Raw genomic sequence first — 11,915 nt, forward strand, 5'->3', positions numbered from 1 at the left:
GACAGGAAGAGCAAGACCGCCCCAAAGGAGGATATGAAATGAAGGAGAAAACTGCCCCGAAAAAGACATGGCTCCAGACCCTGCGCGTCCTGTGGGTGCCGCTGGCCATCGGCATCGTGACGGTGGCCGCACTGGCCCTTGTGGTGGGGGCGGTGTGGCAGGACTACCGCACCGCCCTGATGACCAGCCAGACGCGGCAGATGGAGCTGGTGGTGCAGAGCACCGCCGACAGCATCCGCGTCTTGCTGGAGGAATACGCTGACCGACTGGACTCCATCGCCGAAAAGGTGGCGGCGGATGCAGGTCTCCGCCCCACCGTGGCCCGGAGCGACACCATCCGGGACGTCTGGCTGGAAAACAGCAACGGCGAGGTCGTCTACAGCTGCTATGAACTCAGCGCGGTCTGTGATGTCCTTATCACCCGGACAGAGAAGATCTCCTACTGGCAGTACCACAGCGGGGATGAACACTATCTTGTGATGAAAAAACAGGCGGGGGAGAAGACCGTCTGCCTCGTGGTGGACGCTACGGTCATGTACCAGCAGCTCATCTCGGAGATCCACGTCGGCACCAACGGTTACATCATGATAAAGAACGACGACAATCTTGTGGTCATGCACCCCGAGGCCGTCCAGTGGGGCATCAAGGTCGTGGAGGGCCGCCAGCGCATCTATAAGGATCGGACGCTGGACCTGAGCAGCCTGAGCGAGCTGCTGCGCGCTCAGCAGGAGGAGGAAGCCGGCACGCTGGATTACTACTCCTACTGGTGGACCGACCCGAGCCTGCCCCGGGTGCATAAAATAAGCGCCTTCCGCCATCTGAAGGTAGGGGACAGCTTCTGGATCGTCAGCGCCGTGGTGGATTATGACGACCTCTACGAGCCGGTGCAGCAGAGCTTCGTGAAGGTGGTGTTCATCTTCGGCGGCGTGGCACTGGTGCTGGTGCTCTTCATGTTCCAGATGTTCCGTCTGCAGGAGCGCGACCGCCGGAGCGCCACCGAGATCAGCGACCTGAAGACCCTGAACCAGACCCTCGAGGAGCTGCACCGCAGCGAGGAATCGCTGGCCCATGGGCAGCGGCTGCAGATGATGGGCACCCTCACCGGCGGCATCGCCCACGAGTTCAACAACTTCCTCACCCCCATCACCGGTTATGCCGACCTCATCATGGCCGACGCCGACCCGGGCAGCGAGATCTATGACAACGCGATGGAGATCAGTGAGGCGGCCCAGAAGGCGCAGGAGGTCGTGAAACAGATCTCCTCCATGAGCCGGAAAAACGTGGAGACGGTCTACGACGCCGTGTCGGTGGAGGGACTGCTCCATCGGACCCGGAAGCTGGTGGAGACCAACTGCCCAAAGAATGTGGAGCTGTGCGAAGAAAACGCGCTGACCGGCGAGTGTGTGCTGGGCAACGCGACCCAGCTGCAGCAGGTGCTGCTGAACATCAGCATCAACGCCATCCACGCCATCGGCGCCGAGGGCGGAGAGCTGACCATCCGGGGCAGCGTCGTGCCCCGCAGGGAGCTTGAGGCCCTCTTCCCGGAAGAGAAAATTTCCGAAGAATGGTCGAGCTACGTCTGCCTGAGCGTCACCGACACCGGCTGCGGCATGGACAAGGAGACGATGCAGCACATCTTCGAGCCCTTCTTCACCACAAAAAAGACCGGCGAAGGCACCGGTCTCGGCCTCGCTCTGGTGGACCAGATCATCCGCACCCACCGGGGCCGCATCCGGGCCGAGAGCACCATTGGCAGGGGCACCACCTTCTACGTCTACCTGCCGGTGCTGGAACAGCAGCAGGAGCGGGAACAGCTGCAGTGGGGCGTGGACAGCAAGCTGCGCATCCTTGCGGCAGACGACAACAACAAGGTCCTCGACCTGCTGGACAAAGACCTCAGCGCCTTGGGCCTGAGTGTGTCCACCTGTTCCCGCCGGGGCGAGCTGCGCCAGCTGCTGGAGCAGCAGCCTTTCGACGTCCTCGCCATCGATGAGAGCCTTGCCGGCAGCAGCGGCGTGGATTTCTGCATGGCCATCCGGGGCCGCTACCCCGGCATGACCCGCATCGTCATGACCAACTCGCCTACCCGGGAGATCGTGGACGCCCGCAGCCACGGCGTCATCGACGGCTATATCGTCAAGCCCGTGTCGGCGTCCACCCTGCTGGCCCAGATACGGAGCAGCAGAAAGGAATGAGGGCTGCGCGCAAAGCCTCTCCCTTTGGGAGAGCCTTCCGGGGGAGAAGAGGTTTTATTGTATCCAACCTTCCATACGGAATCTTACAGGATATTAAGAGATTCCTTAACAAACCGTAACGCAAGGCGCTTTGGCGTTTAAGTTTGGGCCGGTATACTGAAATCATAACGAACGGGAATGGTTCTGGATGACAAAACAGAATGCATCCCCAGTATACGAAAAAGGAAAGGAAGTACAAACCCATGAGTGATACGATCCTCGCTCTGCTCGGCTTTGCAACGGTGATTGCGGTCATCGTCCTGCTGCTGCGCAATGTCACGGTCCCTGCACTGGCATTCGTCAGTGTCTCGACCATCACCGCAGCCATTCTGGTGGCGACCGGTGCTTTCACGCTGGATGAGATGGCCGGCTTTATCAAGGAGGGCGTCAAGGGCGTCCACGGCACTGCCGTCCTGTTCATCTTCTCCGTCCTGTTCTTCGGCGTCATGACCGATGCGGGCATGTTCGACAAGATCATCGGTGCTCTGATGAAGAAGGTCGGCAACAACGTCGTCGGCGTTGCCCTGATGACCTGCCTCATCGCCATCATCGGCCATCTGGACGGCGGCGGCGCTTCCACCTTCCTCATCACCATCCCCGCCATGCTGCCCGTCTACAAGCGCCTGCATATGCGCCGTGAGACCCTGCTGCTCATCTGCGTCACCGCAATGGGCGTCATGAACCTGATGCCCTGGGGCGGCCCCACCATGCGCGCCGCAAGCGTCATCGAAATGGAGCCGAACGACCTGTGGTTCCAGCTCATGCCCATGCAGATCGTCGGCTTCGTGCTGGCTGTCGGCACTGCCATCTTCTGGGGCCTGCAGGAGAAGAAGCGCATCGCAAAGCTCGGCGATGCCATCGCTGCTGAGGACGCCGGCAAGTACGACGACTCCGACGACGGCAAGAAGGACGAGACTCTGGCTCGTCCCCAGAACTTCATCTTCAACGTCATCCTGACTCTGGCCGTCATCATCGTGCTGGTTCTGGACATCTTCCCCTCTTACTACGTCTTCATGGTCGGCTGTGCTCTGGGCATTCTGGTCAACTACCGCGGCAAGAAGCTGCACAACTCCATCATCAAGAGCCACGCTTCCGCTGGTCTGAGCATGGCATCCACCATTCTGTGTGCCGGTGTCTTCCTCGGTGTCCTGAGCAAGAGCGGCATCATGGAGAAGATGGCAGTCGTCATGGCAAGCTTCATCCCGACCTCTCTGGGCCGTTTCCTGCCCATCATCATCGGCGTCCTGAGCGTGCCTCTGGCTCTGCTGTTCGATACCGACTCCTACTTCTACGGCCTGCTGCCCGTTCTGGTCAGCGTCGGCAACCAGTTCGGCGTCAACCCGGCTCACATCGCCATCGCAATGGTCGTCTGCCGCAACTGCGCTACCTTCATCAGCCCGGTGGCCCCCGCTACCTATCTGGGCATCGGTCTGGCCGGTGTCGAGATCAAGGACCACATCAAGTACTGCTTCGGCTGGCAGTGGGGTGTTTCCATCATCTGCCTCGTCGCTGGTCTGATCCTCGGCGTCATCCACTTCTGATCAACTGAACTCCCGCCCGGCTGCCCTTCGTTGGACGGCCGGGCATTTTTGCAAAATCTTTTTACCACTTTTTCCCAAGGAGGCTGCTGCAATGCGTGAGAACTTTGTCTGCACCGCGGCCGATGCCATCTACAAGCTGGCAGCGGGCAACCTGAAATACCTGAACGCGGAGAACGGGAGCGGCGATATTTCCCGCCGCATCCGGATGTCCACATGGGCCAAGGGCCAGTCGCCCTACGCCATCATCGTTACCTGTTCGGATTCCCGGGTCATCCCGGAGAACATCTTCTCGGCGGGCATCGGGGAACTGTTCGTCATCCGGCTGGCGGGCAATGTCATCGACGACCACCAGCTGGGCAGCATCGAGTACGCGGCAGGTCATCTGGGCTGTCGGCTGGTGGTGGTGCTGGGCCATACCCACTGCGGCGCAGTGGATGCGGCCATCCACCACGAGTCGTCCGGCTATATCCGCTACATCACGGACGAGATCAAGAAGGCCATCGGAGAGGAGACCGACCCCTACAAGGCCAGCTGCCTCAACGTCCGGCACAGTGTACAGGAGATCGAAAAGAGCCTGTGCATCCATAACATCGAGGAGGAAACAGGCCTGCGGGTCGTCGGTGCGATGTATCACATCGAGGACGGCAGCGTCGAATTTCTGTAACATCGGAGCATTGCGGCAAAAAAGGCCCTTTTCCACAGCGGGAAAGGGCCTTTTCCTCTGTTTGACAATCCGGCCTCGTTCGCTTATACTGACAGCGGAAAAAGAAACCGACGGAGGGACGGAATATGGTACAGGTAGATTTGATCACGGGATTTCTCGGGGCAGGAAAGACCACCTTCCTGCGCAGATATGCAGCGTGGTGGGCCGGGCAGGGCGTCCGGGTCTGCGTGCTGGAAAACGACTTCGGTGCGGTGAATGTGGACGCCATGCTGCTTCAGGATCTGGAGGCGGTGGGGGTCGAGGTCGAGACCATCAGCGGCGGCTGCGACTGCGACACCCATCAGCGCCGGATGCGGACGAAGCTCATCTCGATGGCCATGCGGGGCTTTGAACGGGTCATCGTGGAACCCAGCGGCATCTTCGACGTGGACGAGTTCTTCGACGTGCTGCGGGACGAGCCGCTGGACCGCTGGTATCAGCTGGGGAATGTCATCGCCATCGTGGACGCTCTGCTGCCTGAGACCCTCTCGCCGCAGGCGGAATATATCCTCGCCTCCGAGAGCGCATGGGCGGGCAAGGTCCTGCTGAGCCGCTGCCAGCTGGCCACGGACGGGCAGAAGGAGGGAGCAAAGGCCCATCTGGCCCGTGCGCTGGAGGCCTGCAAGTGCTCCCGGAAGTTCGGCCCGGAGGAAATCCTTGCAAAGGACTGGGCCGATTTGACGACTGACGACATGGCCCGCATCGCGGGGTGCGGCTACCGACAGGCCAGCAGCGAAAAGCTCCATTTTGAGGAGCACGACGCCTTTGCCTCGGCCTATTTCCTCGAACTGGGCCTGTCCCGTGCCCGTCTGGAACGGAATATCCCGTCCCTCTTTGGCGATGCCGCCTGCGGCAGGGTCCTCCGGGTGAAGGGCTTCGTGGAGGACGGCGGCCAGTGGTATGAGCTGAACGCCACCGCAGCCGGTCTGACGGCTGCACCCATCCCGCAGGGACAGCAGGTGCTCATCGTCATCGGCGAGGGGCTGGACAAGGCCCGGCTGGAAGAGGAGCTGAGACGGTGAGTTTTCCACAAGGAAGCAGATAATTGTGCAATATTGATTGCGCCGACCCTCCTGCAGCGTTATAATAGAGAAAAATAAATCAGGAGGCCGTTTCATGAGCATTTCGACCACCCAAAAGCCGACCACCCGCCGCATCGTGGGCATGGTGGTGGGCATTGTCATTATTGGTCTGGGCATCGCCCTCTTCAAGCAGTCCCATCTCGGCAACGACTCCATCAGCGCGCTGAATATGCGCCTCGCCGAGCTGCTGGGCATCTCGCTGGGCGTGCAGAACGTCGCCACCAACATCCTCTTCTTTGCGCTGGAATTCTGGTTCGGGCGCAAGTACATCGGCCTTGGCACCTTCGTCAACGGCATCGGTATGGGGTTCATCATAACCTTCTTCTACGACCCCATTGCCGCGGCCTTCGGCCCGGCAGCGTCCCTGCCGGAACAGCTGGTGTGGGTAGTGCTGGCCGTCCTTGTGACGGCGCTGGGCGCGTCTCTCTACCAGACGGCTGACCTCGGCATCGCGCCCTACGATTACCTCTCGCTGGGTCTGCGGGACTACACGCACTTCCAGTACTTCGGCTGCCGCGTCTTCACCGACGCCTTCTGCGCCCTGCTCTGCTGGCTCCTGGGCGGTCTTGTGGGTCTGGGCACCCTCATCTGCGCGTTCTGCCTCGGACCCTTCATCCAGTTCTTCAACGGCCTCGTCTCCGAGCGGGTCCTGCAGTATAAGCCCGAAAAAGCATGAGCATAACGAAAAAGACATCCGCCGGCGGCAGATGTCTTTTTTGTATCTTACTCGAATTTGAACAGCGGCGTGCCGGTGGAGACGATGCCGCCTGCGGTGAGATGGAGTGCCGGCAGGTCGTCGGCGTTGGTCACGATGACGGCGCTCTCGGTGGAAAGCCCGGCGGCGCGGATGACGTCGAGGTCTACCCGCAGCAGGGGCGTGCCCGCCCTGACGGTCTGGCCCTCTTGGACGAGGAGGGCGAAGCCGCTGCCCCGGAGGGTGATGGTGTCCATCCCGATGTGGATGAGCAGCTCGATGCCCTCATCGCTTTCCAGCCCGATGGCATGGAGGGTGGAGGCCACTGAGATGACTCTGCCGTCGAAGGGAGCAAAGACCGTGTCACCGGTCGGCTCGATGCCGCAGCCGGGGCCAAGGATGGCCGCAGCGAAGGTCTCGTCGGGCAGCTGCTCCAGCGGGAGGACGATGCCGTCGATGGGCGCTTTGACGACCATCTTTTCGCCGGAGAACCGCGTCTCTTCCGCCGCCTCTGCCCTGCTGCCGAAGAGCCTGTCAAAAAAGCCCATAGAGCGTTCCTTCCTTACATCAAAGCGATAAGCTCCTCGACTTCTTCCATCCGGGTGGCCCAGCTGGTGGCGATGCGGACGACGGTGTGGCTGTCGTCGAACTTCTCCCAGAAGCCGAACTTGGCCTTGCCCTCCAGCGCGGCCAGCTGTGCGTTTTCCAGCACGACGAAGATCTGGTTGGTGGGGGAGTCCATGAAGAAGCGGTAGCCCTTTGCGGCGAGGCCCTTCTTGAGGGCATTGGCCGTCTCGATGGCGTTGCGGCTGATGCGGGTGTAGAGGTCGTCGGTAAAGAGGACGTCGAACTGGATGCCCATGAGACGGCCCTTGGCCAGCAGAGCGCCCTGCTGCTTTACCATCGTCATGAAGTGGGCCGGTGCGCCGTGGGGGAAGACCACGGCCTCGCCGCAGAGTGCGCCCACCTTGGTGCCGCCGATGTAGAACACATCGGTCAGCTTGGCGAGGTCGGCCAGCGTCACATCGGTGCCCTCGCTGGCCAGTGCGTAGCCCAGACGTGCGCCGTCCACGAAGAGGGGCATATGGTAGGCGTGGCAGACGGCGGACAGGGCTTCCAGCTCGGCCTTCGTGTACAGCGTGCCGTACTCGGAGGGGTGAGAGATGTAGACCATGCCGGGGAAGACCATGTGGTCGTGGTTCGCGTCGGCGTAGAAGGTCTTGCAGAAGTCCTCTACATCGGCGGCGTCCAGCTTGCCGTTCTTCTGGGGCAGGCCGATGACCTTGTGGCCGGTGAACTCAATGGCACCGGCCTCATGCCCGGCCACATGGCCGGTGGCGGCGGCGAGCACGCCCTCCCAGCGGTGGAGCAGGGAGGCAATGACGATGGCGTTGGTCTGGGTGCCGCCCGAGATGAAGGACACATCTGCCTCGGGGCAGGCGCAGGCGGCGCGGATCTTCTCCTTTGCGCTGGCACAGTAGGGGTCGGTGCCATAGCCGGACACCTTCTCGAAGTTGGTCTCGGTCAGCTTCTGGAGGATGGCCGGATGCGCGCCCTCGCAGTAATCATTTTCAAAATACAGCATATACGTTCTACTCCTTTTCTGCAGCGGATGACTTTATTATGTACCCCGGCCCGGAGTTTGTCAATTCAGGGGGCAGAAAACAGCCACCCTTTGCTGTATCTTTAATATATTTGTGGTATAATTTTATGGTAAGACCGAATATAGATCGGGAGGGGACAACGATGAAGAAGATGCTCCGCAAGCGGGATATTTGGGTGTTTCTGGCGGCGCTCATCGGTGCATTCGCCTGCATGACGCTCATCCAGTTCATCAGCGGACGCATCGACGGCGTGGCCTCGATGGTGTTCCTGCTGGCGGTGTTCTTCGTCTCGATGTACACCGACGGCTACTGGTGGGGCGTTGCAGCCTCCATCACCAGCGTGCTGGCGGTCAACTTTGCGTTTCGCACGCCCTATTTTGCCTTCAACTTCACCATCCCGGAGAACATCTTTTCGGGCGTGGTGATGCTGGTGGTGTCCTTCATGACCAGCACCCTCACCACCCGCATCAAAAAGCAGGAGCAGCTGCGGATGGAGAGCGAGGCCGAAAAGATGCGGGCCAACCTCCTGCGGGCAGTCTCCCACGACCTGCGCACCCCGCTGACGTCCATCTACGGGGCCTGCTCGACCGTCATCGACAACTACGACTCGCTGGGCCGGGAGCAGAAGGTCAAGCTCCTCTCCGAGGCATGCGCCGACGCCCAGTGGCTCAACCGGATGGTGGAGAACCTGCTCTCCGTCACCCGCATCGACGCCGACGGCGTCGCCATCCAGAAGACCCCCACGGTGCTGGAAGAGCTGGTGGATACCGTACTGGTGCGGTTCCAGAAGCTCCACCCCGGCGTGCCGGTGGAGGTGAAACTGCCGGATGACTTCATCGTCATCCCGATGGATTCCATGCTCATCCAGCAGGTGCTGACCAATCTGCTGGAAAATGCCGTGCTCCACGCAGAGGGGATGACCAACCTGACGCTGCGGGTGTTCACGCTGGGGCGGCGGGCGGTGTTCGAGGTCATCGACAACGGCTGCGGCATCCCGAAAGAACAGTTGAAGAGGCTTTTCAGCGGCACGACGCTGGCGCAGGATACCTCGTCGAGCGGCAAGCACGGCATGGGCATCGGGCTGTCGGTGTGTGCGGCCATCATCAAGGCCCATGGCGGCGAGATCAAAGCCGAGAGCACGCCCGGCGAGGGCACGACCATCCGGTTCTGGCTGGAAACGGAAGAAGTGGATACGGAGGAAACAGAGGATGAGCAATAATAAATTCAAGGTACTTATCATCGAGGATGAGGCGAACATCTGCAGCTTCATCCAGACCCTGCTGGAGACCAACGGCTATCAGGCGCTGGTGGCCCAGACCTGCATGATGGGCATGACTATGTTCATCTCCTACAACCCCGACCTCGTCATCCTTGACCTTGGTCTGCCCGACCGGGATGGTCTGGATGCCATCCGCTCCATCCGTCAGAAGTATCTGACCCCCATCATCGTGCTGTCGGCCCGTACCACCGAGCGGGATAAGATCGAGGCCCTTGACCTCGGTGCCAACGACTACATCACCAAGCCCTTCGGCACCGGTGAGCTGCTGGCCCGGGTGCGGGCTGCGCTGCGGGTGAACCGCTATGGCGGCGGCAGTCTGCCCGGCGGGGTGTTCAGCGCACAGGGCCTCACCATCAACTACGAGCGCCGCAAGGTGTTCGTGGACGGGCAGGAGGTGCGCCTGACCCAGACGGAATACAACATCGTGGCCTTCCTGTCCGAGCACGCCGGGCGTGTGATGACCTATGCGGCTATCGTCCGGGCCATCTGGGGCGACACGGACGCCAGCAGCACCAAGAAGCTGCAGGTGAATATGGCCAATATCCGCAAAAAGCTGGGCAGCCGCCCGGGCAGCAACACCTACATCCTCAACGAGCTGGGCGTGGGCTATCGGATGATCGAGGAAGACGCCAAGCCGCTGGAGCCTGCGGAGGAGACGAAATGACACTGGCGCTGATCCTGTTCGTCCTGTTTTATATTTTGATGCTGGTGGTGCAGCAGTACCGTCCTTGGGTCGCGCTGGGCGGCGCGGGGACGTTCCTGCTGCTGGGGAAGCTGGGCGTGTACGATTTCACGCTGGCGGACGCCGCCCGGGCCGTGGACTTCAATGTTCTGCTGATGATGGCAGGAATGATGGGCACGGTCTTTCTTTTTATCCAGAGCAAAATGCCCGCCCGGCTGGCCGAGGAGCTGATCGCCTATATGCCGGATGTCCGGTGGGCCGTGTCGGTGCTGGCCCTGCTGGCGGGGTTCATCAGCGCGTTCGTGGACAATGTGGCCACTGTCCTGATGGTGGCCCCGGTGGGGCTTGCCATCGCCCGGCGGCTGCGCATCTCGCCGGTGCCGGTGCTCATCGCCATCGCGGTGTCCTCCAATTTGCAGGGCGCAGCCACGCTGGTGGGGGACACCACGAGCATTCTGCTGGGCGGCTTTGCGGGGATGAACTTCTTCGACTTCTTCTGGATGGAGGGCCGGCCCGGCATCTTCTGGAGCGTGGAACTGGGCGCGCTGGCCTCGCTGGGAGTGCTGTTCTGGCTCTTCCGCGACCAGCGCCAGCCCGTCCATGTGGAGGTGAAAACAAAGGTGGAGGACGATGTGCCCACGGCTCTGCTCCTGCTGACGGTGGGGCTGCTCATCGCGGCGTCCTTCCTGCCTGAGCCGTCCGGCGGCGTGCTGCATCTGCTCTACACCCTCCGCAGCGGCCTTGTCTGTATGGGACTCTGCCTCTTCGGGGTGGCCCGGGCCTGCTGGCGCAGCCGCTCGCTGACTCCGCTGGGCGAGACGGCCCGGGCACTGGACTACGACACCCTGCTGCTCTTGTTCAGCCTCTTCATCCTGCTGGAAGGAGTGAGCAAGGCGGGCGTCATCGACGCGGCGGCCCGGCTGTTCCACTCCGCCGCCGGAGACGAGCCGCTGCGGCTCTATCTCCTGCTGGTGGCGGCGTCGGTGGGGCTGTCGGCTTTCATCGACAACATCCCCTATGTGGCGGCCATGCTGCCGGTGGTGCAGGGGGTCGCCGCTCTCATGAACGGCGGCGCAGGCATCGAGCCGGAGCTGTTCTATTTCGGTCTGCTCACCGGCGCGACGCTGGGCGGCAACCTGACCCCCATCGGCGCGTCGGCCAACATTGCGGCCATCGGCATCCTCCGCAAAAACGGCGAGCGCGTCCGCACCAGCGACTTTCTGCGCATCGGCGTGCCATTCACGCTGGCGGCCGTCCTTGTGGGGGCGGGGAGCCTCTGGCTGTTCTGGGGCGTGTGAGAAAATTCGGAAAAAACTGCAAAAGAAAACGGCGTGAGCGGGCAGTCATCCACCCCGGAAGCAGGCATCACCGGGGCGGATGACTGCTTTTTGTGCGCAGAGACGTGAGATAAAATATACAGGAAAGATTGCAAAAACTTTTTTGAAAAAATGCTTGACTTTGCGGCTTTCTGTGGTATAATAATTATCGTTCCGAGCCGAACGGCGACGAACAAAAACAGAATATGCGGATATGGCGGAATTGGCAGACGCGTTAGATTCAGGTTCTAATCGGGGCAACTCGGTGGAGGTTCAAGTCCTCTTATCCGCACCAAACCATGAAAATCCGAACCTTTTCTCGATAGGAGAAGGGTTCGGATTTTTTGTTTTCTTCGGAAACGAGAACAACGGCTCTTCCCTGACGGCTGTGTGCCCAAAACCTTATCAGAAAGACCGTATCACGAAGGTCACAACTGTAAGAGTGCCGTAAGGCAGGAAGGACACGATTATGAAGTACGATGCAAGAGCCTGTTCGTTCAACATGGATACCGGCTGTGTGGAGCTGCTGCTCCGGGATGGCAGAAAAGTTTCTATCGACTGCACCGGGGTCGAAGATGCACTGGATGTTACCATGGCACAGCGGACTGAATTGGACTATCTCATCTACAATGACCCGCTGGCGTATGCCGAACTGATCTTGAACGGTGAGCCGGACGAGTATCTGAGGAATGTAACAGGTAGTCACGGATTAGAGGATTGAACGCAAAAACAGGGTGCGCCCTGCCGGACGCACCCTGCAAAAATCCACACACGATAAGT

At 60.8% G+C, this 11,915-nt stretch carries 11 protein-coding genes and 1 tRNA gene; 10 read left to right on the top strand and 2 right to left on the bottom strand.

What is annotated here, in order from left to right:
- Positions 1-38: 38 nt before the first annotated feature.
- From MTP38_RS02780 to MTP38_RS02800, 5 genes are all read left to right on the top strand, one after another.
- Positions 39-2,195: an ATP-binding protein gene (locus MTP38_RS02780; RefSeq protein ID WP_249234203.1), complete on the top strand. Its 2,157-nt coding sequence runs from the start codon at positions 39-41 to the stop codon at positions 2,193-2,195.
- A 242-nt stretch (positions 2,196-2,437) separates the two neighbouring features.
- Positions 2,438-3,775, top strand: coding sequence for a CitMHS family transporter (locus tag MTP38_RS02785; protein WP_249234204.1), 1,338 nt, complete (start codon positions 2,438-2,440; stop codon positions 3,773-3,775).
- Between the two features lie 91 nt (positions 3,776-3,866).
- Entirely contained in the window at positions 3,867-4,439 is a 573-nt protein-coding gene (locus MTP38_RS02790; RefSeq protein WP_249234205.1) for a carbonic anhydrase, read from the top strand.
- Positions 4,440-4,564: 125 nt separating this feature from the next.
- Positions 4,565-5,500 (top strand): CobW family GTP-binding protein, encoded by a 936-nt coding sequence (locus tag MTP38_RS02795; protein WP_249234206.1) that lies wholly within the window; start codon positions 4,565-4,567, stop codon positions 5,498-5,500.
- Positions 5,501-5,594: 94 nt separating this feature from the next.
- The gene (locus MTP38_RS02800; RefSeq protein WP_158396311.1) at positions 5,595-6,236 is read left to right on the top strand and encodes a YczE/YyaS/YitT family protein; all 642 of its coding nucleotides are present in this window, start codon (positions 5,595-5,597) and stop codon (positions 6,234-6,236) included.
- Positions 6,237-6,283: 47 nt separating this feature from the next.
- Here the strand turns inward: MTP38_RS02800 and MTP38_RS02805 are convergent, their stop codons facing one another.
- Positions 6,284-6,802, bottom strand: coding sequence for a PTS sugar transporter subunit IIA (locus MTP38_RS02805; protein ID WP_249234207.1), 519 nt, complete (start codon positions 6,800-6,802; stop codon positions 6,284-6,286).
- Between the two features lie 14 nt (positions 6,803-6,816).
- Positions 6,817-7,839, bottom strand: coding sequence for a threonine aldolase family protein (locus MTP38_RS02810; RefSeq protein ID WP_249234208.1), 1,023 nt, complete (start codon positions 7,837-7,839; stop codon positions 6,817-6,819).
- Between the two features lie 161 nt (positions 7,840-8,000).
- Between MTP38_RS02810 and MTP38_RS02815 the strand changes: the two genes are divergently transcribed.
- The 5 genes from MTP38_RS02815 (at position 8,001) to MTP38_RS02835 (ending at position 11,856) form a co-directional block, all read left to right on the top strand.
- On the top strand, positions 8,001-9,077 hold the full coding sequence (locus tag MTP38_RS02815; protein ID WP_249234209.1) for a sensor histidine kinase: 1,077 nt from the start codon (positions 8,001-8,003) through the stop codon (positions 9,075-9,077).
- Positions 9,067-9,801, top strand: a complete 735-nt coding sequence (locus tag MTP38_RS02820) for a response regulator transcription factor (RefSeq protein WP_249234210.1) — start codon at positions 9,067-9,069, stop codon at positions 9,799-9,801. The genes MTP38_RS02815 and MTP38_RS02820 overlap by 11 nt, the downstream gene beginning before the upstream one ends.
- Positions 9,798-11,117: an SLC13 family permease gene (locus tag MTP38_RS02825; protein ID WP_249234211.1), complete on the top strand. Its 1,320-nt coding sequence runs from the start codon at positions 9,798-9,800 to the stop codon at positions 11,115-11,117. Before MTP38_RS02820 ends, MTP38_RS02825 begins: the two co-directional genes overlap by 4 nt.
- A 226-nt stretch (positions 11,118-11,343) precedes the next feature.
- A tRNA-Leu gene (locus MTP38_RS02830) sits at positions 11,344-11,430 on the top strand.
- 174 nt (positions 11,431-11,604) lie between these two features.
- The gene (locus MTP38_RS02835) at positions 11,605-11,856 is read left to right on the top strand and encodes a DUF6061 family protein (RefSeq protein ID WP_097774000.1); all 252 of its coding nucleotides are present in this window, start codon (positions 11,605-11,607) and stop codon (positions 11,854-11,856) included.
- Positions 11,857-11,915 lie beyond the last annotated feature (59 nt).

Origin of the sequence: Faecalibacterium sp. I3-3-89 (assembly GCF_023347275.1) — a bacterium.
GTDB classification, from domain to species: domain Bacteria; phylum Bacillota; class Clostridia; order Oscillospirales; family Ruminococcaceae; genus Faecalibacterium; species Faecalibacterium butyricigenerans.

What these genes read in the sequence shown, in the direction of transcription:
- MTP38_RS02780 (WP_249234203.1), top strand. Translation starts at nt 39, where the DNA reads ATGAAGGAGAAAACTGCCCCGAAAAAGACATGGCTCCAGACCCTGCGC.
- MTP38_RS02785 (WP_249234204.1), top strand. Translation starts at nt 2,438, where the DNA reads ATGAGTGATACGATCCTCGCTCTGCTCGGCTTTGCAACGGTGATTGCG.
- MTP38_RS02790 (WP_249234205.1), top strand. Translation starts at nt 3,867, where the DNA reads ATGCGTGAGAACTTTGTCTGCACCGCGGCCGATGCCATCTACAAGCTG.
- MTP38_RS02795 (WP_249234206.1), top strand. Translation starts at nt 4,565, where the DNA reads ATGGTACAGGTAGATTTGATCACGGGATTTCTCGGGGCAGGAAAGACC.
- MTP38_RS02800 (WP_158396311.1), top strand. Translation starts at nt 5,595, where the DNA reads ATGAGCATTTCGACCACCCAAAAGCCGACCACCCGCCGCATCGTGGGC.
- MTP38_RS02805 (WP_249234207.1), bottom strand. Translation starts at nt 6,802, where the DNA reads ATGGGCTTTTTTGACAGGCTCTTCGGCAGCAGGGCAGAGGCGGCGGAA.
- MTP38_RS02810 (WP_249234208.1), bottom strand. Translation starts at nt 7,839, where the DNA reads ATGCTGTATTTTGAAAATGATTACTGCGAGGGCGCGCATCCGGCCATC.
- MTP38_RS02815 (WP_249234209.1), top strand. Translation starts at nt 8,001, where the DNA reads ATGAAGAAGATGCTCCGCAAGCGGGATATTTGGGTGTTTCTGGCGGCG.
- MTP38_RS02820 (WP_249234210.1), top strand. Translation starts at nt 9,067, where the DNA reads ATGAGCAATAATAAATTCAAGGTACTTATCATCGAGGATGAGGCGAAC.
- MTP38_RS02825 (WP_249234211.1), top strand. Translation starts at nt 9,798, where the DNA reads ATGACACTGGCGCTGATCCTGTTCGTCCTGTTTTATATTTTGATGCTG.
- MTP38_RS02835 (WP_097774000.1), top strand. Translation starts at nt 11,605, where the DNA reads ATGAAGTACGATGCAAGAGCCTGTTCGTTCAACATGGATACCGGCTGT.